19 protein-coding genes are annotated in these 26,426 nt (G+C 67.5%); 10 read left to right on the top strand and 9 right to left on the bottom strand.

Annotated features, from left to right (window positions below; genetic code table 11):
* The first annotated feature begins 45 nt into the window (after positions 1–45).
* The 7 genes from BDI24065_RS26980 (at position 46) to BDI24065_RS26950 (ending at position 11,641) form a co-directional block, all read left to right on the top strand.
* Positions 46–1,701, top strand: coding sequence for a GMC family oxidoreductase (locus BDI24065_RS26980; protein ID WP_175033841.1), 1,656 nt, complete (start codon positions 46–48; stop codon positions 1,699–1,701).
* A 127-nt stretch (positions 1,702–1,828) separates the two neighbouring features.
* The gene (locus tag BDI24065_RS26975; protein WP_175033840.1) at positions 1,829–3,133 is read left to right on the top strand and encodes an MFS transporter; all 1,305 of its coding nucleotides are present in this window, start codon (positions 1,829–1,831) and stop codon (positions 3,131–3,133) included.
* 563 nt (positions 3,134–3,696) lie between these two features.
* The gene (locus BDI24065_RS26970; RefSeq protein WP_175033839.1) at positions 3,697–5,112 is read left to right on the top strand and encodes an NAD(P)/FAD-dependent oxidoreductase; all 1,416 of its coding nucleotides are present in this window, start codon (positions 3,697–3,699) and stop codon (positions 5,110–5,112) included.
* Between the two features lie 180 nt (positions 5,113–5,292).
* A complete protein-coding gene (locus BDI24065_RS26965; protein ID WP_175033838.1) occupies positions 5,293–6,714 on the top strand; it encodes an amino acid permease in 1,422 nt (473 codons plus the stop codon).
* Between the two features lie 240 nt (positions 6,715–6,954).
* On the top strand, positions 6,955–9,891 hold the full coding sequence (locus tag BDI24065_RS26960) for a molybdopterin oxidoreductase family protein (protein WP_175033837.1): 2,937 nt from the start codon (positions 6,955–6,957) through the stop codon (positions 9,889–9,891).
* Positions 9,892–9,907: 16 nt separating this feature from the next.
* Complete coding sequence (locus BDI24065_RS26955; RefSeq protein ID WP_175033836.1) at positions 9,908–10,654, top strand: 4Fe-4S dicluster domain-containing protein; 747 nt, start codon at positions 9,908–9,910, stop codon at positions 10,652–10,654.
* 39 nt (positions 10,655–10,693) lie between these two features.
* The gene (locus BDI24065_RS26950) at positions 10,694–11,641 is read left to right on the top strand and encodes a dimethyl sulfoxide reductase anchor subunit family protein (RefSeq protein WP_175033835.1); all 948 of its coding nucleotides are present in this window, start codon (positions 10,694–10,696) and stop codon (positions 11,639–11,641) included.
* Between the two features lie 32 nt (positions 11,642–11,673).
* Here the strand turns inward: BDI24065_RS26950 and BDI24065_RS26945 are convergent, their stop codons facing one another.
* Positions 11,674–12,426 carry an IclR family transcriptional regulator gene (locus BDI24065_RS26945; RefSeq protein ID WP_175033834.1) on the bottom strand — a complete coding sequence of 251 codons (753 nt, stop codon included), beginning with the start codon at positions 12,424–12,426 and terminating at the stop codon, positions 11,674–11,676.
* A gap of 196 nt (positions 12,427–12,622) precedes the next feature.
* Between BDI24065_RS26945 and BDI24065_RS26940 the strand changes: the two genes are divergently transcribed.
* Together BDI24065_RS26940 and BDI24065_RS26935 are read left to right on the top strand one after the other, a co-directional pair.
* Positions 12,623–13,612 carry an AAA family ATPase gene (locus tag BDI24065_RS26940; protein ID WP_175033833.1) on the top strand — a complete coding sequence of 330 codons (990 nt, stop codon included), beginning with the start codon at positions 12,623–12,625 and terminating at the stop codon, positions 13,610–13,612.
* Complete coding sequence (locus BDI24065_RS26935; protein ID WP_175033832.1) at positions 13,609–15,330, top strand: cobaltochelatase CobT-related protein; 1,722 nt, start codon at positions 13,609–13,611, stop codon at positions 15,328–15,330. Before BDI24065_RS26940 ends, BDI24065_RS26935 begins: the two co-directional genes overlap by 4 nt.
* A gap of 103 nt (positions 15,331–15,433) precedes the next feature.
* Here the strand turns inward: BDI24065_RS26935 and BDI24065_RS26930 are convergent, their stop codons facing one another.
* From BDI24065_RS26930 to BDI24065_RS26915, 4 genes are all read right to left on the bottom strand, one after another.
* Entirely contained in the window at positions 15,434–16,201 is a 768-nt protein-coding gene (locus BDI24065_RS26930; protein WP_011355592.1) for a sulfite exporter TauE/SafE family protein, read from the bottom strand.
* The gene (pta, locus tag BDI24065_RS26925) at positions 16,198–17,232 is read right to left on the bottom strand and encodes a phosphate acetyltransferase (RefSeq protein WP_175033831.1); all 1,035 of its coding nucleotides are present in this window, start codon (positions 17,230–17,232) and stop codon (positions 16,198–16,200) included. Before pta ends, BDI24065_RS26930 begins: the two co-directional genes overlap by 4 nt.
* A 128-nt stretch (positions 17,233–17,360) precedes the next feature.
* Positions 17,361–19,178 (bottom strand): sulfoacetaldehyde acetyltransferase, encoded by a 1,818-nt coding sequence (xsc, locus tag BDI24065_RS26920; protein WP_175033830.1) that lies wholly within the window; start codon positions 19,176–19,178, stop codon positions 17,361–17,363.
* 171 nt (positions 19,179–19,349) lie between these two features.
* On the bottom strand, positions 19,350–19,751 hold the full coding sequence (locus BDI24065_RS26915; protein WP_175033829.1) for a nuclear transport factor 2 family protein: 402 nt from the start codon (positions 19,749–19,751) through the stop codon (positions 19,350–19,352).
* 259 nt (positions 19,752–20,010) lie between these two features.
* Between BDI24065_RS26915 and BDI24065_RS26910 the strand changes: the two genes are divergently transcribed.
* The gene (locus BDI24065_RS26910; RefSeq protein ID WP_175033828.1) at positions 20,011–20,217 is read left to right on the top strand and encodes a hypothetical protein; all 207 of its coding nucleotides are present in this window, start codon (positions 20,011–20,013) and stop codon (positions 20,215–20,217) included.
* Positions 20,218–20,271: 54 nt separating this feature from the next.
* On the opposite strand, the gene BDI24065_RS26905 is transcribed toward BDI24065_RS26910, so the two are convergent.
* The 4 genes from BDI24065_RS26905 to BDI24065_RS26895 form a co-directional block, all read right to left on the bottom strand.
* The gene (locus tag BDI24065_RS26905; RefSeq protein WP_175033827.1) at positions 20,272–20,655 is read right to left on the bottom strand and encodes a hypothetical protein; all 384 of its coding nucleotides are present in this window, start codon (positions 20,653–20,655) and stop codon (positions 20,272–20,274) included.
* A gap of 495 nt (positions 20,656–21,150) precedes the next feature.
* Positions 21,151–21,276, bottom strand: a complete 126-nt coding sequence (locus tag BDI24065_RS41410; RefSeq protein ID WP_302479476.1) for a hypothetical protein — start codon at positions 21,274–21,276, stop codon at positions 21,151–21,153.
* Positions 21,277–21,387: 111 nt separating this feature from the next.
* Entirely contained in the window at positions 21,388–24,273 is a 2,886-nt protein-coding gene (locus tag BDI24065_RS26900; protein WP_175033826.1) for a GH92 family glycosyl hydrolase, read from the bottom strand.
* Between the two features lie 467 nt (positions 24,274–24,740).
* Positions 24,741–26,267, bottom strand: coding sequence for a PLP-dependent aminotransferase family protein (locus BDI24065_RS26895; protein WP_175033825.1), 1,527 nt, complete (start codon positions 26,265–26,267; stop codon positions 24,741–24,743).
* Positions 26,268–26,426 lie beyond the last annotated feature (159 nt).

Raw genomic sequence — 26,426 nt, 5'->3', positions numbered from 1 at the left:
ACAAAACATACCGGATTTTTCCAATACCCCGGAACGGAGACACGAATGACACGCAGCTTCGACTATGTCGTGGTCGGCGCGGGATCGGCCGGTTGCGTCCTCGCCAACCGGCTGTCCGACGGCGGCCGCCATACGGTGTGCCTGCTGGAAGCGGGCCCCGCCGACAACTCCATGTGGATCCACGTGCCGATCGGGTACGGCAAGACGATGTTCCACCCCGTGTACAACTGGGGTTTCCACACCGATCCCGATCCGAACATGCACAACCGCCGCCTGTACTGGCCGCGCGGCCGCACGCTCGGCGGCTGCAGCTCGATCAACGGGCTGATCTACGTGCGCGGGCAGCAGCAGGATTACGACCACTGGGCCGCGCTCGGCAATCGCGGCTGGAGCTGGCGCGAGTGCCTGCCGTATTTCCGCAAGCTCGAACACAACACGCTCGGCGAAGGGCCGACGCGCGGCACCGGCGGCCCGCTGTGGGCGTCCGCGATCCGGCAGCGGCACGAACTCGTCGACGCGTTCGTCGCCGCGTCGAACCGGCTCGGCGTGCGCACGGTCGACGATTTCAACACGGGTGACCAGGAGGGCGTGGGCTATTACCAGCTCACCACGCGCAACGGGCTGCGCTGCTCGACGGCGGTGGCCTACCTGAAGCCCGCGCGCGGACGGCCGAACCTGCATGTCGAAACCGATGCGCAGGCGCTGAAGGTGCTGTTCGATGGCGCGCAGGCATCCGGCGTGCGTTACGTGCAGCATGGCAAGGTTCACGATGTGCGTGCGTTGCGCGAGGTGGTGCTGGCCGCGGGTGCGCTGCAGTCGCCGCAACTGCTGCAGGTGTCGGGCGTCGGGCCCGTCGCGCTGCTCAACCGGCACGGGATTCCGGTCGTCGCCGATCGCGCGGGTGTCGGCGAGAACCTGCAGGATCATCTGCAGATTCGTCTGATCTACGAAGTGACGAAGCCGATCACCACCAACGACGAACTGCATTCGTGGGTCGGCCGCGCGAAGATGGGGCTGCAGTGGGCGCTGTTCCGCGGCGGCCCGCTCGCGATCGGCATCAACCAGGGCGGGATGTTCTGCCGTGCGCTGCCGGACGAATCGGCGACGCCCGACATCCAGTTCCATTTCTCGACGCTGTCGGCGGATTCGGCCGGCGGCAGCGTGCATCCGTTTCCCGGCTGCACGTATTCGATCTGCCAGCTGCGGCCCGAATCGCGCGGCACCGTGCGGATCCGCACCGACGATGCGCGCGACGCGCCGTCGATCCAGCCGAACTATCTCGACACCGAGCACGACCGCCGCACGACGGTGGCCGGCGTGCGCTTCGCGCGGCGCGTCGCGGCCGCCGAGCCGATGGCGCCGCTGATGAAGCGCGAGGTGCGGCCGGGCGCGGACGCGCAGACTGACGACGAACTGCTCGAGTTCTGCCGGGAATACGGGCAGACGATCTTTCATCCGTCCGGCACCGCGAAAATGGGCGTCGCGAGCGATCCGCTCGCGGTCGTCGACGAGCGGCTGCGCGTGTACGGCACGCGCGGGTTGCGCGTGGTCGACTGCTCGATCATGCCGACCCTCGTGTCGGGCAATACCAACGTGCCGATCGTGATGGTCGCCGAGAAGGCGTCCGACATGATCCTCGAGGATGCCCGTGCGGCCGATCGCGGCCGCGGCGTTGCAGCGGCCGCCGAGGCGCTCGCGTAGGGCCTCGCCACGCATCACCCGCGTGGCCCGTGCTCCTGCGCCCGGACGGCCGCCGCGCGTTCATCGATGCCCCCGCCGGCACGGCGCCGGGGCAGGTTGCGGCGCATCCTTACCTGGAGAAGCTCGCATGGCAATCGATTCCCGGGTCGTCCGACGCGTGGCCGCGGCCAGCGTGATCGGCGCGACCGTCGAGTGGTACGACTTTTTCCTGTACGGCGTGGTCGCCGGCATCGTGTTCGACAAGCAGTACTTTCCGTCCGGCGACGCGTTCGTGTCGACGATGCTCGCATATGCGACGTTCGCGGTCGGCTTCGTCACGCGGCCGCTCGGCGGCTTGCTGTTCGGCCATCTCGGCGACCGCGTCGGGCGCAAGTCCGCGCTGATCCTGACGATGCTGATCATGGGCGTGTCGACGGCCGGCGTCGCGTTCCTGCCGACCTACGCGCAGATCGGCATGTGGGCGCCGGTGCTGCTGCTGACGCTGCGCGTGCTGCAGGGCATCGGCCTCGGCGGCGAGTGGGGCGGCGCGGTGCTGATGGCCTACGAGTATGCGCCGCCGCATCGGCGCGGGCTGTATGCGAGCCTGCCGCAGATCGGGCTCGCGATCGGGCTGTGCCTCGCGGCCGGCGTGGTCGCGGCGCTATCGCGTGCGCTGCCGGACGCCGCGTTCCTCGCGTGGGGCTGGCGCGTCGCGTTCGCGGCATCGCTGCTGCTCGTCGCGGTGGGCTTCTACATCCGCACGCGCGTGGCCGATACGCCCGAGTTCGTCGCGCTCAAGCGGCAGCGGCGCGACACGAAGCTGCCGGTCGTCGAACTGCTCGCCAACTATCGGCAGGCGATCCTGCTCGGGATGGGCGCGCGCTATATCGACGGCGTGTTCTTCAACGTGTTCGCGGTGTTCTCGATCGGCTACATGACGCGCAACCTGTCGATCTCGCGCGGCGACGCGCTGCTCGGCGTGATGAGCGCGGCGGTCGTGATGTGCGTGTTCATCCCCGTGTTCGGCAGCCTGTCGGACCGGCTCGGCCGTGCCCGCGTGTACCGGTGGGGCGCGACGCTGTGTGGGCTGTCGGTGCTGCCCGCGTTCTGGCTGCTGCAGACGCAGTCGACCCACCTGCTTGCCGTGTGGCTCGCGCTGGTGATCCCGTTCGGGATCTTCTATGCAATGGCGTACGGGCCGGAGGCCGCGCTGTTCGCGGAGCTGTTCGACGCGAACGTGCGTTACACGGGCATCTCGTTCGTCTACCAGGTGTCGGGCATCTTCGCGAGCGGGCTCACGCCGATCGTCGCGACCGCGTTGCTGCGCGTGAACGGCGGTGCGCCGTGGCTCGTCGGGGTTTACGTGATGTTGTCTGCACTCCTGTCGATCGTGTCGGCGCGGGCGATCGAGAAGCGTGGCGGCATGGACGGTGTCGCGGTGCGCGCGATGTGACGGCGGGCGGGGTGGGGCGCGGCGCGGGGTCGTATCGGCGCCCTGGTTCTCTGGCGGTGTCGTGCCTGCACCGCTGACCGCCGCTCACCGCCGCTCACCGACGCCGTCTGCCGGTCGCTCGCTGTCGCCCGCCATTCGGTGTCCCGGCCGTCCGGCGGCGTTGTACCTGCACCGTTGATCCTTGTTGACCGACGCCGTCTGCTGGCTGCCCGCCATTCGGCGTCCCGATCGTCCGGCGGCGTTGTGCCAGTGCGGCTGATCCCTTTCGACCGTCGCCATCCACCGGCTACCCGCCGCCCGCCATCCCGCGCGCTGGTCCAAGCGAATCCGGCCCACTGGCCCTACCTGCGAAAAATCGGCCTGCCTACACTTTCCTCGACAGATCGCCGCATTGAAGCATCTGCACACGATCGACCCGAAGAGAACGATCAGGAGACAGGCATGACCAACAGGCAGTCGGCAGCATTCGCCCGCGCGGCGAGCGCGCGCCCCGCATCAGTCAGTCGAATCGCCTCGTGCGCCCGTTGCGGCGTGGCGGGCCAGCCCGCGTCGGAGGTCTGAGCATGTCGACCCCTTCCATCGAACGCACCGCGAGCGGCTTCGCCGGCGGCCGGCCGAACGATACGCGTTACGACCCGACCTACGATCCGCTCGTGTCGCCGGGGCCCGGGTGCGGCAGGCAGTACGCGCCGACCTACTGGGTCGCGACGGCCGGCACGCCGCCGCCCGACGACGGCCCCGTCACGCGCGATCTCGATGTCGACGTCGCGATCATCGGCGCCGGCTACACGGGCCTCGCGACCGCGCTGTGCCTCGCGCGGGACCACGGCATCAAGGCCGTCGTGCTCGAGGCCAACCGCACGAGCTGGGGTTGCAGCAGCCGCAACGGCGGGCAGGGGCAGAACGCATCGGGCCGGCTGTCGCGCTCGCAGTGGATCGAGCGCTGGGGCAAGGACGTCGCGCTGAAGATGCACGACGAGATCCTCGAAGGCTTCGACCACTTCAAGTCGCTCGTGGCGGAAATCGACTGCGATCCGCAGCCGGGCGGCCATTTCCTGATCGCGCATCGTCCGCGCATCATGGCGAAGCTCGCGGCGGAGGCGAAGGTGTGGAAGGACGTGTTCGGCTATCCGTCCGAGCTGCTGAGCGCCGACACCTTCCGCCGCGAATTCATCAACGACCACGAGGCGGCCGGCGCGCTGCACGAGCCGGAAGGCATCGGTATCCACGCGCTGAAGCTCGCGTTCGGCTACCTGCGCCTCGCGCGCGAAGCCGGCGCAAAGGTGCATACGAGCAGCCCCGTGCTCGGCTTCGAGACGATCGACGGCGTGCATCACCTGCGCACGCCGGGCGGCGTCGTGCGGGCCCGCGCGGTCGGCATCGCGACCGGTGCGTACACCGCGCAGACGCTGCATCCGTCGCTGCGCAGCAAGGTGATGCCGATCCTGTCGAACTCGATGGTCACGCGCCCGCTTACCGACGCGGAGATCGACGCGTGCAATTTCCGCACGACGCAGGTGCTGACCGATACGCGCACGCTGCGCTTCTACTACCGTTTCCTGCCGGATCGCCGCTTGCAGATCGGCAGCCGCAGCGCGATCACCGGTGACGATGCGCCCAACCCGCGCCACTTCGAATTGCTGAAGGAAGGGATGGGGCGCAAGTTTCCCGCGCTGCGCGGCGTGGAGATCGACTATTCATGGTGGGGCTGGGTCGACGTGAGCCACGACATGATGCCGCGCGTGTGCCAGCCCGATCCGCGGCAGTCGGTGTACTACGCGCTCGGCTACGGCGGCAACGGCGTGTCGTACTCGCAGCAGGCCGGCCGCCGACTGGCCGAGCAGATCGCGGGGAAGGGCGCACGCCAGACGCTGCCGATCTTCACGTCGCCGCTGCCTGGCCACCCGTTCGCGCCATTCCGGCGCATCGGGCAGCGGATGCTCTACCTGTCGTACTTCAGGAACGACGAAAAGCCCTGAACGCAGTGCATATCGCCCGGCGTGATGCAACGTGCACCGGGCTGTCCAACACAATAAAAGCAACAGAAATCCGTGCGGCCGGGGCTGCAGGCGCCCCTGCACGCGCCGTCGCCGGCGGCGCCCGCGCTCACCTGAAGGTGGCGCGCGGACGGCGTCCGGACAACTGGATATGGAGAAGACATGCAACCCTCGAATCAGAGTGACCTGAAGTGTGGACTCAAGCAGCGCCACATGACGATGATCGCGCTTGGCGGCGTGATCGGTGCCGGGCTGTTCGTCGGCAGCGGTGTGGTGATTCAGCAGACCGGGCCGGCCGCGATCCTGTCGTTCCTGATCACGGGCGGGCTCGTCGTGCTCGTGATGCGGATGCTCGGCGAGATGGCCTGCGCGATGCCGGCCGTCGGTTCGTTCTACGAATACGCGCGGCTCGCGTTCGGCAACTGGCGCGGGCCCGGCAAGATGGCGGGCTTCCTGACCGGCTGGATGTACTGGTATTTCTGGGTGATCGTCGTCGCGCTCGAAGCGGTGGCTGGCGCGAAGCTGATCCAGTTCTGGCTGCCCGATACGCCGGCGTGGATCATCAGTCTCGCGCTGCTGGTCGTGCTGACGCTCACGAACCTGATCTCGGTCGGCAGCTACGGCGAGTTCGAATTCTGGTTCTCGTCGATCAAGGTCGGCGCGATCATCGTGTTCCTGTTCCTCGGCGGCCTCTACGTGCTCGGCCTGTGGCCCGCGTCGATGCACACGACGTCCGTGCTGCCGACGCTGCTCGGCCATGGCGGCTTCATGCCGCTCGGCATCGGACCGGTGATGAGCGGGGCGGTCGCGGCGACCGGGTTCTACTTCGGCGCTGAAATCGTCACGATCGCGGCGGCCGAAGCCAAGGAGCCGGCGAAAGCGGTTGCGAAGGCCACCAACTCGGTGATCACGCGCGTGCTGGTGTTCTACGTCGGCTCGGTCGCGCTCGTCGTCGCGCTGGTGCCGTGGAATTCGCATCAGATGGCCACGCCGTATGTGAGCGCGCTCGAAGTGATGGGCCTGCCGGCCGCCGCCAACGTGATGAACGCGATCGTGCTGACGGCCGTGCTGTCCGCGCTCAACTCGGGCCTCTATGCGGCATCGCGGATGCTGTTCGCGCTGACCCGCCACGGCGACGCGCCGGCCGCGCTCGCGAAGGTCAACAAGCGCGGTGTGCCGGTGCGCGCGATCCTGCTCGGCACGGTGTTCGGCTACGTGTCGGTGGTGATGTCGTACGTGTCGCCCGATACCGTGTTCGCGTTCCTCGTCAATTCGTACGGCACCGTCGCGCTGTTCGTGTACGTGCTGATCGCGTTCTCGCAGCTGCGCCTGCGCAAGCGTCTCGACCCGGTGGCCGCCAGCAAGCTGCGCGTCAAGATGTGGGCGTATCCGTACCTCACCTGGGTCGCGATCGTCGGGATGGTCGGCATCCTCGTCGCGATGGCGTTCATCCCGGACCAGCGCAAGCCGCTGTGGCTCGGTGTCGCCAGCCTCGGCGTGCTGGTCGTCGCCTACGGGCTCACGCGCCGCAGCCGCCGCGAGCATCTCGACGACAGCGAACTGCTCGCCTATCCGCCGCGGTGATGCATGTAATGCGCGGTAACGCCTGACGCCGAAGGCCCGGCCCGCAAGCCGGGCCTTTGCGTATGCAATTTCCGGCCCGATCCGATGGATCGCCGGGGCAACTATCGGGGCGACCGATAGCACCGATCAGAGGATGCGACTTTATGTCGGCCGCGTGCCGGCATAGCATGGATGAACCGATTCACGGGTGCGCCCCGGCGGGCGCGCCCTCATCCGCGAATCCGCGAACGAGGACAGACGATGGAACATCGGGCACGCGAGCGGGACGAGCAGGCCGAGATCAAGACGACGACGTGTTACATGTGCGCGTGCCGCTGCGGCATCCGCGTGCACCTGCGCGACGGCGAGGTGCGCTATATCGACGGCAATCCCGAGCATCCGCTGAACCAGGGCGTCATCTGCGCGAAAGGTTCGTCCGGAATCATGAAGCAGTATTCGCCCGCGCGGCTCACGCAGCCGCTGATGCGCAAGCCGGGTGCCGAGCGCGGCGACGCGCAGTTCGAGCCGGTGTCGTGGGAGGTCGCGTTCGACCTGCTCGAAAAGCGTCTCGCACACCTGCGCGCCACCGACCCGAAGCGGTTTGCGCTGTTCACGGGCCGCGACCAGATGCAGGCGCTCACCGGCCTGTTCGCGAAACAGTTCGGTACGCCGAACTATGCGGCGCATGGTGGGTTCTGCTCGGCGAACATGGCGGCCGGGATGATCTACACGATCGGCGGCTCGTTCTGGGAATTCGGCGGCCCCGATCTCGACAACGCGAAGCTGTTCTTCATGATCGGCACCGCGGAAGACCACCATTCGAATCCGCTGAAGATCGCGCTCGGCAAGTTCAAGCGCGCGGGCGGCCGCTTCATCGCGATCAATCCGGTGCGCACCGGCTACGCGGCGATCGCCGACGAATGGATTCCGATTCGCCCCGGCACCGACGGCGCACTGTTCATGGCGCTGATGCACGAGCTGATCGCGCGCAACGCGTTCGACCTCGAATTCGTGTCGCGCTTCACGAACGCGGCCGAGCTGGTCGACCAGCGCGACGGCGCCGACACGTTCGGGCTGTTCGTGCGCGATGCCGGCGCGCCGGAGGTCAACGCGCTGTACCCGCAGAACCGGATGTGGTGGGACACGAAGACGAACCGCGCGGTGCTGCATCACACGGAAGGCGCCGAACCGGCACTCGACGGCCGCTATACGCTCGACGACGGCACGCCCGTCGCGCCGTCGTTCACGCTGCTGCGCGAACAGGTGGCCGAATGCACGCCCGAGTGGGCGGCCGACATCACCGGCATCGCGGCCGACACGATCCGCCGCCTGGCGCGCGAGATGGAGACGGTCGCGCGCGACCACGCGATCGAGCTGCCGGTGCGCTGGACCGACTCATGGGGCAAGGCGCACGAATCGGTGAAGGGCGTGCCGATCGCGTTCCATGCGATGCGCGGGCTTGCCGCGCATTCGAACGGCTTCCAGACGATCCGCGCGCTCGCCGTGCTGATGTCGCTGCTCGGCACGATCGACCGGCCCGGTGGCTTCCGGCACAAGGCGCCGTATCCGCGCGCGGTGCCGCCGTCGGCGAAACCGCCGAACGACCCGGCGCAGATCAGGCCGAACACGCCGCTCGCCACCGGCCCGCTCGGCTGGCCAGCAGGCCCGGAGGACCTGTTCGTCCATCCGGACGGCACGCCCGCGCGGCTCGACAAGGCATTCTCGTGGGAATACCCGCTCGCGGTGCACGGGCTCATGCATTCGGTGATCACCAATGCGTGGCGCGGCGATCCCTATCCGATCGACACGCTGCTGATCTTCATGGCCAACATGGCGTGGAATTCGTCGATGAACACGACGGAAGTGCGCAAGATGCTGGTCGACAAGCGCGACGACGGCGAATACCGGATCCCGTTCCTCGTCGTGTGCGATGCGTTCGCGTCGGAGATGACGGCGTTCGCCGACCTGATCCTGCCGGACACGACTTACCTCGAGCGGCACGACGTTATGTCGGTGCTCGACCGGCCGATCTCCGAATTCGACGGGCCGGTCGACTCGGTGCGCGTGCCGGTCGTGCCGCCGACCGGCGAATGCAAGCCGTTCCAGGAAGTGCTGATCGAGCTCGCGAGCCGGCTGAAGTTTCCGGCCTTCACGACCGCGGACGGGCAGCGCAAGTACCGCGACTACCCGGATTTCGTCATCAACTTCCAGACCGCGCCCGATTCCGGCACCGGCTTCCTGATCGGCTGGCGCGGCAAGGACGGCGACAAGGCCGTCGTCGGCGAGCCGAATCCCGACCAGTGGAAGCGCTACGCCGAGAACAACTGCGTGTACCACCACCGGTTGCCGGAACCGCTGCAGTACATGCGCAACTGCAACGGCCCGTACATGCAGTGGGCGGTCGACAACGGGATGCGCAAGTTCGGCGTGCCGATCGTGATCCAGCTTTACTCGGACGTGATGCAGAAATTCCGGCTCGCCGCGCAGGGCCGCACGTCGGGCCGCCAGCCGCCCGACCATCTGCGCGAGCGCATCGCGCGCTATTTCGATCCGCTGCCGTTCTGGCACCGGTCGCTCGAAAGCGGGCTGACCGATGCGGGTCGCTATCCGCTCGCGGCAATCACGCAGCGGCCGATGGCGATGTACCACTCGTGGGATTCGCAGAACGCGTGGCTGCGGCAGATCCACGGCGAGAATCACCTGTTCGTGAATCCGCTGACGGCCACCGCGCAGCAGATCGAAGACGGCGCGTGGATCTACGTCGAATCGCCATGGGGCAAGGTACGTTGCCGCGCACGCTACAGCGAGGCGGTCGAGCCCGGCACCGTGTGGACCTGGAACGCGATCGGCAAGGCGGCCGGCGCGTGGAACCTCGGGCCGCAGGCGGGCGAGTCGCAGCGCGGCTTCCTGCTGAACCACGTGATCACCGACGAGCTGCCGGATGCGGCACGCGGCGGTGCGCGGATGTCGAACTCCGATCCGATTACGGGGCAGGCCGGCTGGTACGACGTGCAGGTGCGGATCTATCCGGCCGAAGCCGATGCGGCGACGACCTTGCCGCAGTTCGCGCCGATGCCGGCGCTGCCCGGCACGCCGCGCGTGCTGCAGCGCGTGCAGGCGTATTTCGCCGGAACCGGCGCATTCGCCGCGCGGCTGCGGCGTGCGACGTCCGCCGGCCCGAAGTCTGAAGATCGCTGATCGAAGGAGCACCACCATGACCCAGATGGCCCTCGTCATCGACCTGAACGTATGCGTCGGCTGCCATGCCTGCGTGACGAGCTGCAAGGAATGGAACACGTCGGGCGAAGCCGGCAGTCTCGCGGATATGCGCCCGTACGACGACGATCCGTCCGGCACGTTCTTCAACCGCGTGCAGACGTACGAAGCGGGCGTGTTCCCGATGACCGACACGATCCACTTCCCGAAGTCGTGCCTGCACTGCGAGGATCCGCCGTGCGTGCCCGTCTGTCCGACCGGCGCGAGCTACAAGCGCAAGTCGGAGGGGATCGTGCTGGTCGACTACGACAAGTGCATCGGCTGCAAGTACTGCGCGTGGGCGTGCCCGTACGGCGCACGCGAACTTGACGAAGGCCGCAAGGAGATGACGAAGTGCACGCTGTGCGCGGACCGCATCGACAACCCGGCGCTGCCCGAGCGCGACCGGAAACCGGCATGCGTGCTCGCGTGCCCGACGTCGGCGCGGCTGTTCGGCGACGTGCACGATCCGGAGTCGGAGGTGTCGCGCGCGATCCGCGAACGCGGCGGCTATCAGCTGATGCCCGAATGGGACACGCGGCCGTCGAATCATTACCTGCCGCGCATAAAGACCGAGTCATCGTGCGGTTGCGGGAGTAGCGGCGGATGCGGCAGCACGTCGAACGGCAGCGACGAGGACGAGTCGTTCGAAGCCCGCGCGGCGCGCGGCGACATCGATCTCGTGTCGCTTGCGACGCAGCGCTGAGCGCGCGGCCCTTCACTCATTCGAAAAAACGGAGTTCCCATGCGCCCAGCTTTTTCGGTCGTTTTCCTCACCACGCTGTGCGGTGCCGCACAGGGCCTGCTGCTGACGCTCGTGATCGTCGAGGCACTGGCGCGGCTGGCCGGCGTCGACGTGGCTGCCGCGTTCTACGTAACGGGCGCCGCGCTGTCGGTCGCGCTCGGCGCACTCGGCCTGCTGGCGTCGTTCTTCCATCTCGGCCACCCCGAACGCGCATGGCGCGCGATCGCGATGTGGCGCACGTCGTGGCTGTCGCGTGAATGCATCGCGCTGCCGGTGTTTCTCGCATGTGCGTTCGCGTATGGCGCGGCACACCTGTTCGGCTGGCCCGGCACGTTGCTGATCGGCGCGGCGGGCGCGTTCGCGAGCGTCGCGCTGTTCGTGTGTACCGCGATGATCTACGCGTGCCTGCGCTTCCTGCAGGAATGGGCGAGCCCGCTGACGCTCGTGAACTTCGTGCTGCTCGGCTGCGCGTCGGGCTGCACGCTGGCGACGGCGTGCGCCGCATGGCTCGCGCCGGCGCTGGTCGGCCGGCTCGCGGTGGCCGCGTGCGTGCTGACGCTCGCGGGCTGCGTGGCACGGCTCGCGTCGCTCGCACGCAATGCACGACTGCGGCCGAAGTCGACCGTGCAGAGCGCGACCGGGATCCGCAGCGAGAAGGTCGAGCAGAAATCGCGCGGCTTCACGGCCAGCGCGTTCAATACGCGGGAGTTCTTTCACGGGCAGGGCAACGGCACGCTGCGCGCGGTGAAGGCCGGCTTCCTGATCGGCGCATTCGCGGTGCCGTTCGTGCTGACCGGCGCGGGTGCGCTTGCGCCGACGTCGGTCGCGGCGGCCTTCGCGCTCGGCGCGGCATTCGTGATCCAGTATGCGGGGCTGGTCGCGGAACGCTGGTTCTTCTTCGCGGATGCGCGGCATCCGCAGAACATCTACTACCAGCGCGCATCGTGACGTTGCGTGGGCGTCTGCGCGCCGTGCAGGAACTAGAACGTTTCCGCGAGCGCGCCGGCCGCTTCCTGCAGGCGCGGCACGTGGTCGAGCAGCCGCGACAGCGGGGCGCGCGACACGGGCGCATGCACGGCGACCGCGGCGATGCACGCGCCGTTGTCGCCGACGATCGGTGCCGCGATGCACACGATGCCCGCGACGAATTCCTCGTTGTCGATCGCGACGCCCTTGTGCGCGGTGCGGTCGAGTTCGGCTTCGAGCAGCTCGGGATCCGAGATCGTGTTCGGCGTGTAGCGCGGCAGCGCCAGCGCACGCACCAGCGCGGCGCGTTCGTCGCGCGGCAGCAGCGCGAGCAGCAGCTTGCCGCTGGCGCTGCAGTGCGCGGGCACGCGCGAGCCGGGTTTCAGGTCGAGCCGCAGCGGCCAGTCGGCCTCGACGCGGTCGAGATAGACGACTTCCGTGTCGTGCAGCGTGGTCAGGTTGCAGGTTTCGCCGAGATCGGCGACGAGCCGTTCGAGGATCGCGTGACGCAGCCGGCGCGCGCCCGCATGCAGCATCACGCCAGTGCCGAGCCGCGCGAGGCGCGGGCCGACCGCATACGCGTTCTTGCGGCCCGGCTCGCGGATCACGAGGCCGCCGGCTTCGAGCGACGCGAGCATCCGGTGCAGCGACGCCTTCGGGATATCGACTTCGCGTGTGAGATCGGCGAGCGACACGGCATCGCCGGCCTGGACGAGATGTTCGAGCAGCGCGAAGGCGCGCAGCGTGGGCGTATCCGCGGGCAGCATGGCAGGCGTTCCGGAAACTGGATTGCGGCCATTGTACCGAACGGCCTGGAGGGCTGGCCGCACGGGGCAGGGGGCCACGCAATCCGGCACGGATTTTCGGCAACGGAACGAATCGTTCCGTAAACACGACTGGCGCGGGCACGACGATCGATGCCTGCGCAGCCAGCAACGACAGCAACGACAGGAGCGCAACGCAATGGATGGGGTGGCGAACAAGCCGGACTGCATGGTGTCGGTCCGCGAACGGTTCGGGTTCGATTCGGACCTGATGGTGCCCGCGTTCAGCACGCGCGACGATCACGTGCCCGATGTCGACGACGCGTACCGTTTCAACCCGGACGTCACGCTCGCGATTCTCGCCGGCTTTGCGCGCAACCGCCGCGTGCTCGTGCAGGGGATGCACGGCACCGGCAAGTCGACGCATATCGAGCAGGTCGCGGCGCGGCTGAACTGGCCGTGCGTGCGCGTGAACCTCGACGGCCACATCAGCCGGCTCGATCTCGTCGGCAAGGATGCGATCGTCGTGCGCGACGACGTGCAGGTGACCGAATTCCAGGAAGGGATCGTGCCGTGGGCGCTGCAGCGCCCGGTCGCGCTGATCTTCGACGAATACGATGCAGGGCGGCCGGACGTGATGTTCGTGATCCAGCGGATTCTCGAACGCGACGGCAAGTTCACGCTGCTCGACCAGAACCGCGTGATCCATCCGCATCCGTCGTTCCGGCTGTTCGCGACCGCGAACACGGTCGGGCTCGGCAACCTGAACGGGCTCTATCACGGCACGCAGATGCTCAACCATGCGCAGATGGATCGCTGGAACGTGGTCGCGACGCTCGACTACCTGCCGCGCGACGAGGAGATCGGCATCGTGCGCGCGCGCGTGCCGGAACTCGCGGACGAAGCCGGCCGCCCGCTGCTCGAATCGATGGTGAGCCTCGCGGAGCTGACGCGCAACGGCTTCGCGACCGGCGACCTGTCGACGCTGATGTCGCCGCGCACGGTGATCAACTGGGCCGAGAACTGCCAGATCTTCCGCGATCCGGCGCTCGCGTTCCGGCTCACGTTCCTGAACAAGTGCGACGACGCGGAGCGGCCGGTCGTCGCCGAGTATTACCAGCGCTGTTTCGGCGAGGAGCTGGCGGTCGCGTCGCGGGCCGGCGGCGGCGAGCCGGGAGCGGGGCGGTGAGCGCCGATCGCGACGCCGCGCGCCGCGCGTCGGCACGCGAAGCGCTGGGCGCGTCGACGGTGCGTGCGCTGACGCGTGACGCGGCGCTGCATTACCGCGCCGGCCGCGTGTGCCGCGACCTGCGGCCGTTGCCGATCCATGCGCCGCACCTGCGCGCGCAGGCCGCCGACGACGATCTCGCGTCATGGCGCGGCGCGGCCGACGGCGTCGCGCTGCGCATTCTGCATTCGGATGCCGACCTGCATCGCGCGCTGTCAGGCGACGATCCGGTCGAACGCGTGCTGTTCGAATTGCTCGAACAACTGCGCTGCGAGTCGCTGGCGCCGCCCGCCATGCGCGGTGTCGTGCAGAACCTGCGTCATCGTTTCGAGACCTGGTCGCGCGCGTTTCACCGGTCGGGGCAGGCCGATACGCATGTCGGGATCCTCGTGTACACGGTCGCGCAGATCGCATGGTCGCGGCTGACGGGCTGGCCGGTGCTCGAAGAAGCGGAAGACCTGATCGAAGCGTCGCGCGCGGCGATCGTGCCCGAGATCGGCATTCAGCTCGCCGGGCTCAAGCGCTGCCGGCACGATCAGCGTGCCTTCGCGGAACACGCACTGGCGCTCGCGAAGCGCATTGCATCGATGATTCGTGACGCGCGCGCGGCCGTCGTGGAAACGGCGACGGAAGACGCACGCGAGCAGGACGATGCGCTGACGAATTTCTCGCTATGGGTTGATTTCGACGACACGGGCATCGATATGCCGGCACTCGTGGAGACCGGCGACAGCGTCGTGTTGCAGGGCGGCGACGCCGCTTACCGCGCGTACACGACGCGCTACGACCGCGAGCTTCGGCCGGCCGCGCAGATCCGCGCGGCACTGCTGCGCGAGTATCGCGACCGGCTCGACGGCCAGGTCGCCGCGCAGCGGATCAACGTCACGCGGCTCGCGCGTGTGCTGCGTGCGGCGCTCGTCGTGCCGCAGGCCGACGGCTGGTCGTTCGGCGAGGAACACGGCCGCCTCGACGGCCGCCGGCTCGCGCAGCTCGTCAGCTCGCCGGCCGAACGGCGGCTGTTCCGGCTCGAACGCGTGCGGCCGCACGCCGACTGCGCGCTCGCGTTCCTGATCGACTGCTCGGGGTCGATGAAGACGTGGATCGACGGCGTCGCGCTGATGGTCGATACGCTGGCCCGCGCGGGCGATGCCGCCGGCCTCGCGACCGAAGTGCTCGGCTTCACGACGCTCGCCTGGAACGGCGGCCGCGCGCGGCAGGACTGGCTCGCGCGCGGCAAGCCGCGCCATCCGGGCCGGCTCAACGAAACCGGTCACCTGGTGTTCAAGGATGCGGACACGCGCTGGCGGCATGCGCGCACCGGCATTGTCGCGCTGTTCAAGGCCGATCTGTTCCGTGAAGGTGTGGACGGCGAAGCGGTCGAATGGGCGTGCGCACGGCTCGCGGCGCGGCCGGAGGCGCGCAGGATTCTCGTCGTGATCTCGGACGGCAGCCCGATGGACGGCGCGACGGCGCTCGCGAACGATCCGTTCTACCTCGACAACCATCTGAAGCAGGTGGTCGCGCGCCAGGAGGCGGGAGGCCGTGTCGAAGTGCTTGGGCTCGGCGTCGGGCTCGATCTCGGCCCGTACTACCGGCACCGGCTCGCAATCGATCTCGCGTCGGCGCCGGACATGAAGCGGCTCGTCGAAATCGCCGGATGGATCGGCGCGCGGCGGTGAAGCGGTCGACTGCATTCGACGCGGTCGCGGTGTACATGCACGCGTCGAGTCCGAATCGATTGCGGGGAACAGGGCGCTTCGACGCGGCGCACGCCGCGCGACATCAAGCGCGATGCAGCAGCGGCGGCAGCGACGTCGCGATCAGCCCGATGCCGATCGCCATCAGCACGCCGAACGCAAGCCGGCGCAGCGCGACCGGTGACAGCGGCGGCGGGTAATGGCGTGCGGCCACCGTCGTCAGCATCACGACCGGCGTCGCGATCGCGGCCAGCAGCCAGATGTCGCGATCGAGCTGGCCTTCGCATGCGCTGTACAGCACGCGCGTGGCCGAGGTCGTCGTGAACAGCACGATCAGCGCGCAGCGGATCTGCACGAGCGTCAGCGGCTGCCGGTAGAACTGGAAGATCAGCGGCGGCCCGGACACACCGAACATCCCGCTCAGCAACCCGCCGAACAGGCCGCTGACGAAGAAGCTGCGGTTGTCCGAGCGCTCGGTGAGCGGCGCCGGGCGCAGCGCGGCGCTCAGGCCGCCGTACAGCACGACCGCGCCGAGGATCAGTTGCAGCAGGTCGGCCGCCGAGCGGCTCAGGCATTCGAGCAGCAGCACGCCCGCGACGACCGACGGCAGGATGCCGAGCGTCGCCGCGCCCACCGCGCGCCAGTCGATGTGATGCAGCCGGCCGGGCAGCGCGGTCGCGCCGTTCGCAAGCGACACGACGCTCATCAGCGTCGCGACGGTCGCGAGCGGCGCGAGCCCGAAGCCGCTCGTCGCGCCCATCACGATCATCCCGAGCCCGAAGCCGGTGACGGTCTGGAAATAGCTGCCCGCGCCGATCACCGCGATCAGGATCGCCAGTTTGTCGGCTGTCATGCGTGCGCAGCCTCGCCGGTTGCGGTGCGTTGCGCGGCCGCCTGCGCCTGCACGGTGGTCGCCGCGATCACGTGATACACGTCGTCGGCGCTGCAGCCGCGCGACAGGTCGTTCGCGGGCCGGCGCAGCCCCTGCAGCAGCGGGCCGACGGCTTTCGCGCGGCCGATCCGCTCGGCGAGCTTGTAGCCGATGTTGCCGGCTTCGAGGCTCGGGAACACGAGCACGTTCGCGTGGCCGCCCACTTGCGAATGCGCGATCTTGCGCTCGGCGATCTCCGCGACGATCGCCGCGTCGAGCTGCACGTCGCCGTCGATCGCGAGCGCGGGGCGCCGTTCGCGCACCCGCGCGGTCGCGGCCGTCACCTTGTCGACCGCCGCGTGATGCGCGCTGCCGCTCGTCGAGAACGACAGCATCGCGACGCGCGGTTCCTCGCCGAGCAGTGCGTGTGCGCTGTCGGCGGCGGCCATCGCGATCTCGGCGAGCTGATTGGCATCCGGATCGACGACGAGTGCGCAGTCGGAGAAGATCAGTCCGCCCTTGATCGTGTGGAACGGCTCGCACAGCATCATCAGGAAGAAGCTCGATACGATCCGGAATGCCGGATCGACGCCGATCAGCTGGATCGCCGCGCGCACAACGTCGGCCGTCGCATGCACGGCGCCCGCGACCGAGCCGTCCGCGTCGCCGAGCCGCACCATCAGGTTCGCATGGCAGAGCGGGTCGAGCACCGCGTCGCGCGCGGCATCGGCCGTCATGCCCTTGCTCTTGCGCAGCGCATGCAGCGTGTCGGCATAGGCATCGCGTGGTGCGGCGGTGGCCGGATCGACGAGCGTCATGCCGTCGAGTTCGATCGCGTCGCGCGCGGCCGCCGCGTGAATGGCCGCACGGTTGCCGACGAGCACGATGCGGGCGATGCCGTCACGCGTTGCGCGCGCGGCGGCCTGCAGCACGCGCGGATCGTCGGCTTCGCACAGCGCGATGCGCATCGGCTGGCGGCGCGCGGCGTCGAGAATGCGGTCGAGGGCTTTCATCGTTCGCTCGGGTAAAAAAGGAAAAACGGCCGGATGCGGCGGCCCGCACGGGGCACGGCGTCCGGCCGGAGGGCCGGCCGCGCGAGAGGGGCGCGCGACCGGCAACGGGGTGCGTCGGCGACGCGGCGTTACACGTAGTCCTTGTACTTGTCGAGCATGCGCACCGGCTTCGACAGCGCATCGCGACGGAACGGATCGCCGAGTTCACGCGTGCACATGATCTCGATGATCGTGGTCTTGCCTTCGTTCATCTGCATGTCGATCGCGCGCTTGAGCGCGGGGCCCACATCTTCGAGGCGGTCGACCGTGATCCCTTCGGCACCCATCGCACGCGCGATCGCCGCGAAGCTCTGGTTGTCGAGTTCACCGGCGACGAAGCGGCGGTTGTAGAAGTCGACCTGGTTCTTCTTCTCCGCGCCCCACTGGCGGTTGTGGAACACGACGGCCGTGACCGGGATGTTGTGGCGCACGCAGGTCATCGTTTCCATCAGGCTCATGCCCCACGCACCATCGCCCGCATACGACACGGCCGGGCGGTGCGGGGCGGCGACCTTCGCGCCGATGATCGTCGGGAACGCGTAGCCGCAGTTGCCCCAGCTCATTGCCGCGAAGAAGCTGCGCGGCTTGTTGAAGCGCAGGTAGCTGTTCGCGACCGAGTTGATGTTGCCGATGTCGGTCGACACCATCACGTCCTCGGGCATCGCCTTCTCGAGCTCGCGCAGCACCTGGCGCGGGTGCAGGTACTGGCCGCCGCTGAACGGCTTCTCGTGCTTCTGCTCGTCGATCATGTCGAGGCTGTACGCGTCGCGCTCGTGCGTCCAGTCGTCGAGTTCCTTTTCCCACGCGGCCTTCTCGGTTGCGATCTGGTCGGCGCGATCGCCGCGCGAGCCGTCGCACGCGAGCGTGCGGCCTTCGAGGCGTTGCGTGAGCGCGATCGCCGCGGCCTTCGCGTCGCCGCAGATGCCGACCGAGATCTTCTTCACGAGGCCGAGCATCTTGTGATCGGCGTCGATCTGGATGATCTTCGCGTCCTTCGGCCAGTAGTCCATCCCGTGCTGCGGCAGCGTGCCGAACGGCCCGAGGCGCGAGCCGAGCGCGATCACGACGTCCGCGCGCGACAGCAGCTTCATCGCGGCCTTCGAGCCCTGGTAGCCGAGCGGGCCGCACCACAGCGGGTGGTTCGCCGGGAACGAGTCGTTGTGCAGGTAGCTGTTGACCACCGGTGCGCCGAGCCGTTCGGCGAGCGCCTTGCATTCCTCGATCGCGTCGGCCATCACGACGCCGCCGCCGGAGATGATCACCGGGAACTTCGCCTGCGCGATCAGCGCGGCCGCGTCGTCCAGGCTCTGTTCGCCACCGGCGCCGCGATCGAGCCGGCGCGGTTGCGGAATCTCGACCTTGACCTTGCCGTAGAAGTAGTCGCGCGGGATGTTCAGTTGCGTCGGGCCCATCTCGGCCTGCGCGCGGTCGAAGCAGCGCGCGGTGAATTCGGCCATCCGCGCCGGGTGCGTGACGTGGCCCTGGTACTTCGTGAATTCCTGGAACATCGGCAGCTGGTTCGCTTCCTGGAAGCCGCCGAGGCCGATGCCCATCGTGCCGGCTTCGGGCGTGACGATCACGACCGGGCTGTGGGCCCAGTACGCGGCCGCGATGGCCGTCACGCAGTTGCTGATGCCGGGGCCGTTCTGGCCGATCACGACGCCGTGGCGGCCCGACACGCGCGCATAGCCGTCGGCCATGTGGCCCGCGCCCTGTTCGTGCACCACCGGGATCAGGCGGATGCCGGCCGGCGCGAAGATGTCCATCGCATCCATGAACGCGGAGCCCATGATGCCGAACATGTCGGTCACGCCGTTGGCCGCGAGGGTCTCGACAAAGGCTTCGGACGGCGTCATGTCCTGCGGACCGTTCGCCGATGCATGCAGGGAAGTGGATTGTTCGCTCATGGGTTGTCTCCGATTGTTCAATTAATGGAACGTCTTGTTCCAGATGCTATTTGCTGGGGAAAGCCGGTCAAGCCATTCCGCCTGTCGTTGGGGAATGTGGAATGAAATGAATCGATTCGTTTCAAAATGCGCGCCGGGCAGGGTGGCGTGGTCGGCGCGCGAGGGGCGCGCTCAGGCCGGCTGCTTCGGCCGTTCCTTGCGGAAAGCGCGCTTGACGGCGATCAACCCGTCGCGGAATTCGAACAGGTCGCAGCCTTCGGCCTCGATGCGCCAGCCTTCGGCGTGCGTGCCGGTGAACACCCACTCGGAGACGCCGCGCTCGCCGGCGATGGTGTGGCGGCCGTGACCCCAATGTGCGTCGGGGAAGGTCTTGAACACGGCTTCGAACGCGGCGCGTACCGCGTCGCGGCCGACGAAGCGCGTGCCGTGGATGTCGGGGCCACCGGCCGCGTCGAACACGCAGTCCTCGGTCATGAAGCCCATCAACGCGTTGGCGTCGTGCCGGTTGAATGCGTCGGAAAAGGCCGCGAGCGTGGCGGCCGTGACGGGGGCGGCGGTGAGCGTGTCTGCCATAACGTGTCTCCTGTCGAATGGTGGGCGGTGCGCAAGGCGCTGGCGCGCATGCGGCACGCGGTATCGACACGTTAGTGAGCGCTCGTTTTTGGCGGTAGCGCCAGTTCGGGGGTTTCGCTTGGGCCAGCCCCGGCGCTTGTCTGCATCGGTGCGGCGGATGGACGGCGTCACATCTGTCGATGGTTCACCTGGTTCGAGCCGCTCGACGGAATGATGGCGATGATTGCGGGAAGAGCGAGCTTATATGGAAAGGCGAAATATGTTTCGTCTGGATGCCAAAAGGGCGGGAGATTTTAATTTCCTGAAAATCAACGCGGCGATGGGATTTTTTGATCTGGCGCAAAGTCATCCGGATTTTATTTTTTATTTATCTTGGCGTCAGGGTGTCGAAAGTAATTATGTAATCGGTCTGTATTTAAATGGTGTTCGGAAAGACAAAAAGCACCCGAACACCCCGTACCAATAGCCTATGTAATATTTTTTACCATCTTGTTAATTGTCGATGGCTTGACGATCCGATTCAGGGGCAGTGACCCCAGATCACCTTGCTCAGAATCGGCGTGGAGCTGCCGTTCAGATAGATCGACACCTTGAGCCCGTGCGGAATGAGCCCGCACGTTTGCGCGCAGGCCTTGATGGTTGCGCTGCCCGGGATGTGGACGGGCGACGTGACGCAGAAATTCCCGTAGATCGGGATGGTGAAGCAGATCTGATTGGTGCTCTGGTTGTACGACGCCGACACGCACACGGAGAGCTTCAACGCCTCGACGCCCTGAAGCTGCGCCTGCGTCTGGCTACTCAGCGCCTGGGTCGGCTCGTCGAATCCGCGCGTGGTGAAATCGGGGACGTGTTGGTCCGTCGTCTCTTGATTGCAATTCTCGCAACCGCCTGCAGCATTGCTCATTTTTTATCTCCATGATGAATCGATGACTGAGGTTCGATGCGGCGATCTCTGAAATATTTCGCCGCAAGTCTTGCGGCACGAATGCGAAGGTAATGGCTGGCATTATTGAGTTTTCAGGATTTTCAATCATGCCGTTCGCTTTCGGGCTGCGGGGTCATTATCGAGTGATGCAATCCGAATTCAAGCTGATTGAATTGTCAGGATGTAATTGAGAAATATAAAGGCTGATTATTTTTATATTCGCTGGGTGCGCAAATGGGGCGCCATGCGATATTCGTTCGCGGAAACCGTGACGAATGCACGTGATCGGCTCGCGACGGGAGGGGCGCAGCACGCCTTTATCTGTCGAATCGACAAGCGGGCGCCCGGAATCGACCAGACCGGAAGGCGGGGGAGGTCAACCTGGGGGCGGGGTATCCGGACCCGTGTTGCCCGACGCGGCGTCCGGTGCCCGACGTGTCCCGACGAGAAGGCCCGCGCGATTGCGGGCTTCGTTCATTTGGCGGGCTTCTGCGCCCGCACACCGTGCGCGAACGCTCGCACCGCCGGCTCGATCCGCGCCGGCGGAATCGCACAGAAGCCGATCCGGAAGCGGCGGCGCGCCTTGCTGTCGTCGTTCATGAAGAACACGCCGCCCGGTTGGTGTTCTCGCTTCGGGGATCGCGCGGCAGCGGTGCCGGCCGGCGAGGGGATACATCGGAAGGCCCGACGTACCCCCCGGTCATGCGGGCGTCAGGACGCCGTCATGCCGATGCCGAACACGTGCATCTTGCCGGCGCTCACCTGGCGCGGCAGCACGATGCTCGTCACCACCTTGCCGGGTGGCACCGGAATCTTCTGCGCGAAGATGTAGGTCTTGACGTTGTCCTGCTGGCCGTTGCCCGAATTGCGGTAAGCCATCGTGACCGCGACCGCCGCGCTGGCGTGCGCGCTGCCGCCGTTCAGCGTCCAGTCGTCGAACGCCAGCGTGACCGCCTGACTCGAACCGTCCGCGAAATTCAGCTGCGCCGTGCCGCTGCTCGGGCCATTGTTGGCCGAGCCGAGCACCACCACGCCGGTGCCGGCCGATCCCGGCGGCAGCATCACGGTCTGGCCGACGGTCACGGTGTTGTCGAGCGAGAGCGGCCCGCCCGCCACCGCCACGCTGGCGCCGGCCACCGCGAACGGCTTGCCGGGCTGCACGCCCGCCGCTGCCAGCGCATTCAGCGAGTAGCTGAACAGGCTGCCGTCGAAGTCCGCACCCTGGCCGTCGGTATTGGTCGCACCGTCCGCGCTGAAGCCGCGATTGTTGTAGCTGTCGGCCGCGTTGATCGCCACCGGCACGCCGAACGACGGCGGCTGCTTCCCGCTGCCCCATTGCGACGGCGCGCTGCCCATCGCGAAGCGCAGCGTCGCACCGTTCGCGATGTCGTCGTAGGCGACCCACGGAACATCGTGGGCGCGACCGTTGATCGACAGCGACTGCACATAATTGGACGCGGGCGCGCCGTCGGCACGAATCCGCCAGGTCCGGCCGTTGCCGAGCCGGACATCGATCTGCGGGAACTGCGGACTGCCGATCGCCAGGCCCGCCACGCCCGGGATCTGCGGATACAGGCCCAGCGCGCCCCAGACATACCAGCCCGACACGGCGCCGAGGTCGTCGTTGCCCGGCAAGCCGTCGGGGCCGGTGCCGAACGCGCTGGCCAGGATCTGCTGCACCACGCGCTGCGTGCCCGACGGCTGAGCGGCCCAGTTATAGAGCCACGGCACCTCGAAGGTCGGCTCGTTGCCCATGTAGAAGTTGGGCAGGCTCATGCCGGCATTGAGCACCGTGAAGAACTGGTCGAGCCGCGACGTCACCGTCGCATTGCCGCCCAGCTGCGCGAACAGGCCTGCGCCGTTGTACGGCACCATCCACGTGTACTGTTCTGCATTGCCTTCCACGTAGTTGTCGCCGCTGCTCGGCGTCTCGGGAATCCAGGCGCCGTTCGACTGGCGGGCCGCGATCAGCGGCGGCGTCAGCGCGGTGTCGAGCAGGTTCTGCCAGTAGGCCGAGCGGCTCAGCAGCATGCGCTGCGTGGCGGCATCGCCGAGCGCACCGGCGAAGCGCGAGATCGCGAAATCGCTGCTCGTATATTCGAGCGTGGACGAAGCCTGACCCCACTCGCCGTTGGTGATGTAGCCGGTCTGCAGGTAGCTCGCGCGACCGCCGTTGGTGGTCACGTTGTTGCAGGCCGTGCCGGGGATGTTCGCCATCTTCACCATGTGTTGCAGCGCGGCGCGCGTATCGAAGCGCCGCGCGCCGAACGCATAGGCATTCGAGACGATCAGCGAACCGGCGTCGCCCGGCATCACGCCGTCCTCGACGTTGTCGTTGACCCAGTGCGGAATCGCGCCGCATTGATCCGCGTCGTTGATCAGCGACTGGACCATGTCGCTCGTTTCGGACGGGTTGAGGATCGACTTCAGCTGGATCAGCGAGCGATAGATGTCCCAGCCCGAGAACGACGAGTACTGGGCCTGCTGACCCTTGGCGACCTGATGCACGGTGTTGTCGAAGCCGATGTACTGGCCGTTCACGTCGCTGAAGATGCTGGGTGCCCACAGTGCGTGATAGAGCGCCGTGTAGAACTTCTTCTTCGCGTCGAGCGTGCCGCCCGCCACGCGGATGCTGTTCAGGCGGTCATTCCAGATGCGATCGGCCTGCGTGCGCACGCCCGCGAAGTCCCAGCCGCGATTTTCCGCGTCGAGGTTGGCTTTCGCGTTGGCGACGCTGACGTAGGAGATACCGACCTTCATCCTGACCGTCTGGCCCGAGCGGAACCCAAGCTGGGCCACGCCGTGCGAGATCGAGGCCGACGTGAAGGCCTGGTCGAAGGCGGCGTAGAAGTAGACGGGTACCGGCACCGAGTTGCCGCAGAAACCGCCGCCGATCGTGCTGCCCGAGATGGCGCTGTCGGAAACCTGCGTAATGGCGCCGGTGGTCGAGGTCTTGGTGTTGGTGCGGGTCGCGTCGAGTACCAGCAGGGCGGGCTTGCCGGCCGGGTACGCGAACTGGCCGAAGCCGGTGCGCAGGGTGGCGGTCAGCTCCACCTTGATCTGCGAGTCGAGCAGCACGGAATAATAGCCCGGCCTGGTCGTTTCATTCGCATGACTGAAGGTTGGCGCGAGCTGTGTCGGGTCGGTGGTCGGCATGACCGGGAATTCGCCGTTGTTGCCGCTGCAGCCGGCGCCCGGCATGTGCGTCATGCTGAAGCCCTGGATCGAGTGGATGTCGTAGTAGTAGCCGGCGGGCGAGTTCGGTTCCTGGCTGCTGTTCGGCGCGGGCGTGGTGTTGGTGTCGGGCGCCCACTGCACCATGCCCGACGGCAGGCCGGCGGCCGGTTCGACGCTGCCGGCCTGTCCCGCCGGGACCGGATTCGGCGAATTGCTCGCGAGCGTGCCGATCAGCGGATCGACGTACTGTGTCAACGACAGGTTGCGGTTGTCATCGAGATTGGCCGTATCGGTCACGGCTTCCGACGGGCGAGCCGCCAGTACCGATGCCGCGGCTCCGTCGCTGCCGTCGCCGCCTCCGCACCCGCTCAACGCGTATGTCGCGGCCAGGATTGCCGCGAGCGTCGTGAATCGAATCATGATCGCCCCCTCCGGTTATCCATGCACTTTTTCTTCGGCAGTCCAATCGATCGAACCATCGGTTCGACGTCGCTTGTCGCCGTCTTTCAGCGTCGTAACACTAGGATTTGGATGAATCCGTTGTCAATCGGATTTGGAGAGTTGTAATGTTTTTATTGGATTTACTAAACGAATCGAAACGAGACGAATCCCGGCGATGTCGTGTTGAAGTCGCACTGTAGCGGTGTGCAAAAGCGCGCGACGCATGCGGCGTCCGATGGGGCGGCGGAACATGACTTGCCGGTCGAATCGATGCGTGTTGCGTTCACGCCAGCCGTTCATCGATACCCGAACAGGCGGCCCGCAAGCGCGCGGCCGTGAGTCACCCCGCAGGGTGAACCCGGCCGATCGTCGAAACGGGTTTCCAGACCGCCGCCCACGCGACGTTCATGCTTCCGGGTGACTGCGCGACGCCTGTTCGCCGCCGCTCAGGCCCCCGGTCGTTGCGTGCGCACGCATTGCGCGAGCGCCCGCACGCCCGGCTCGATCCGCTCGAGCGGGATCGCGGAAAACCCCATCCGGAAACAGCGTCGCGCGTCGCCTTCATCGTTCATGAAGAACACGCTGCCCGGCTCGATCAGGATGCCGGCTTCCTGGGCATCGGTCGCGAGCCGCGTCGCATCGAGCCACGGTGGCCCCTCGACCCAGCACGATGCGCCGCCCGTCACCTGCACGTAGCGCGCTTCCGGCAAATGCGCATCGAGCGCGGCCATCAGCGCCTGCGAGCGTTCGCTGTACGCATGCGCGAGCCGGCGCAGCAACGCGTCGTGATGGCCGAGCGCGAGAAAGGTTGCGAACGCGCGCTGGATATACGCGACCGGGTGGCGCACCATCAGGCGCCGCAGCGCGCGCAGCTCGCGGATCAGCTCGCGCGGCCCGACCACGTAGCCGAGCCGCAGCCCCGGCGCGAACGTCTTCGACAGGCTGCCGACGTAGATCACGCGGTCGGCCGTGTCGAGGCTCTTCAATGCCGGATGCGGCGTGCCGGAGAACGTGTTCTCGCTCTCGTAGTCGTCCTCGATGATCACGAAATCGTGCTGCTGCGCGCAATCGAGCAGTGCGCGGCGGCGTTCGACCGGCATCGTCGCGGTGGTCGGGCACTGGTGGCTCGGTGTCACGTACACGTAGTCGCAGCGCGACAGCGTGTTGTCGAGCGTGTCGGGTGCGATCCCGTGGCCGTCGACGGGCAGCGGCAGCAGCCGCGCGTTGCGGTTCTCGAAGATGTTGCGCGCGTCCGGATAGCCGGGGTTCTCGAAGCCGACCGTCGTGTGCTTGCCGCACAGCAAGTCGGCGATCAGGTACAGCGCCTGCTGGCAGCCGTTCGTGACGACGATCTCGTCGGGCATCGCGAACACGCCGCGTCGCGGCAGCACGCGCGTGCGGATCTGCTGGATCAGCGATTCGTCGTCGCGTTCGATCAGGTCGGGCGCCCAGTTGCGGATCTCCATCACCGACAGCGCCTTCAGGCAGCATTCGCGCCAGTCGTTGGTCGGGAACAGCGACTGGTCGAACTGCCCGTAGATGAACGGAAACTCGTAGTGCTGCCAGTTCGCGGGCTTCACGATGTTGCGCTGCCTCGACGGCGGATGCGCGATGCGTTTATCCCATGCGGGGCGGCCCGGCGTATCGGTGCTGCCGGCGGGCTGCGCAGCGGGCTTGGCGGCCGCGAAGCCGGGCAGGCCTTCGAGCATCTTCGGGTTCACGAAGTGCCCGCTGCGTTCGCGCGAGATCAGGTAGCCCTCTTCGACGAGCATCTGGTACGCGAGCACGACGGTGTTGCGCGCGACGCCGAGCTGGTCGGCGAGCTCGCGGCTCGACGGCAGCGCGGCCTCGGGTGCGAGCTGGCCGTCGAGGATCGCGGCCACGAGCATGCGCCGGATCTGGTCCTGCAGGCTCGACGCCGACGACCGCCGGAACTGCTGGGCCCATAGGGCGGTCGGGGTACGACTCGGCATGCTTCCTCCTGTGATCGGTACGGGAAACGCGAGGCGGTGCGCGTGGTGCACGCGCGGCCCGCGAGGGGCGCGGTGTCGCGAGAATGCGCGCGTCGCGCCGCGGATGTGGACTCAATGAATGGTGTCGTCTGGCACTACTGCGCGACGACGTGGCAAGAC

This window comes from Burkholderia lata, assembly GCF_902499025.1.
GTDB classification, from domain to species: domain Bacteria; phylum Pseudomonadota; class Gammaproteobacteria; order Burkholderiales; family Burkholderiaceae; genus Burkholderia; species Burkholderia lata_C.
The sequence above is the reverse complement of the archived record's forward strand: the minus strand, read 5'-3'. Positions and strand labels throughout refer to the sequence as shown.

Excerpts from the sequence above, each read along its gene's own strand:
- BDI24065_RS26960 (WP_175033837.1), top strand. The coding sequence starts at position 6,955 with ATGGAACATCGGGCACGCGAGCGGGACGAGCAGGCCGAGATCAAGACG.
- BDI24065_RS26955 (WP_175033836.1), top strand. The coding sequence starts at position 9,908 with ATGACCCAGATGGCCCTCGTCATCGACCTGAACGTATGCGTCGGCTGC.
- BDI24065_RS26940 (WP_175033833.1), top strand. The coding sequence starts at position 12,623 with ATGGATGGGGTGGCGAACAAGCCGGACTGCATGGTGTCGGTCCGCGAA.
- BDI24065_RS26915 (WP_175033829.1), bottom strand. The coding sequence starts at position 19,751 with ATGGCAGACACGCTCACCGCCGCCCCCGTCACGGCCGCCACGCTCGCG.
- BDI24065_RS41410 (WP_302479476.1), bottom strand. The coding sequence starts at position 21,276 with ATGAACGACGACAGCAAGGCGCGCCGCCGCTTCCGGATCGGCTTCTGT.
- BDI24065_RS26895 (WP_175033825.1), bottom strand. The coding sequence starts at position 26,267 with ATGCCGAGTCGTACCCCGACCGCCCTATGGGCCCAGCAGTTCCGGCGG.
- BDI24065_RS26930 (WP_011355592.1), bottom strand. The coding sequence starts at position 16,201 with ATGACAGCCGACAAACTGGCGATCCTGATCGCGGTGATCGGCGCGGGC.
- pta (WP_175033831.1), bottom strand. The coding sequence starts at position 17,232 with ATGAAAGCCCTCGACCGCATTCTCGACGCCGCGCGCCGCCAGCCGATG.
- BDI24065_RS26980 (WP_175033841.1), top strand. The coding sequence starts at position 46 with ATGACACGCAGCTTCGACTATGTCGTGGTCGGCGCGGGATCGGCCGGT.
- BDI24065_RS26900 (WP_175033826.1), bottom strand. The coding sequence starts at position 24,273 with ATGATTCGATTCACGACGCTCGCGGCAATCCTGGCCGCGACATACGCG.
- BDI24065_RS26970 (WP_175033839.1), top strand. The coding sequence starts at position 3,697 with ATGTCGACCCCTTCCATCGAACGCACCGCGAGCGGCTTCGCCGGCGGC.
- BDI24065_RS26950 (WP_175033835.1), top strand. The coding sequence starts at position 10,694 with ATGCGCCCAGCTTTTTCGGTCGTTTTCCTCACCACGCTGTGCGGTGCC.
- BDI24065_RS26975 (WP_175033840.1), top strand. The coding sequence starts at position 1,829 with ATGGCAATCGATTCCCGGGTCGTCCGACGCGTGGCCGCGGCCAGCGTG.
- BDI24065_RS26905 (WP_175033827.1), bottom strand. The coding sequence starts at position 20,655 with ATGAGCAATGCTGCAGGCGGTTGCGAGAATTGCAATCAAGAGACGACG.
- BDI24065_RS26945 (WP_175033834.1), bottom strand. The coding sequence starts at position 12,426 with ATGCTGCCCGCGGATACGCCCACGCTGCGCGCCTTCGCGCTGCTCGAA.
- xsc (WP_175033830.1), bottom strand. The coding sequence starts at position 19,178 with ATGAGCGAACAATCCACTTCCCTGCATGCATCGGCGAACGGTCCGCAG.
- BDI24065_RS26910 (WP_175033828.1), top strand. The coding sequence starts at position 20,011 with ATGTTTCGTCTGGATGCCAAAAGGGCGGGAGATTTTAATTTCCTGAAA.
- BDI24065_RS26965 (WP_175033838.1), top strand. The coding sequence starts at position 5,293 with ATGCAACCCTCGAATCAGAGTGACCTGAAGTGTGGACTCAAGCAGCGC.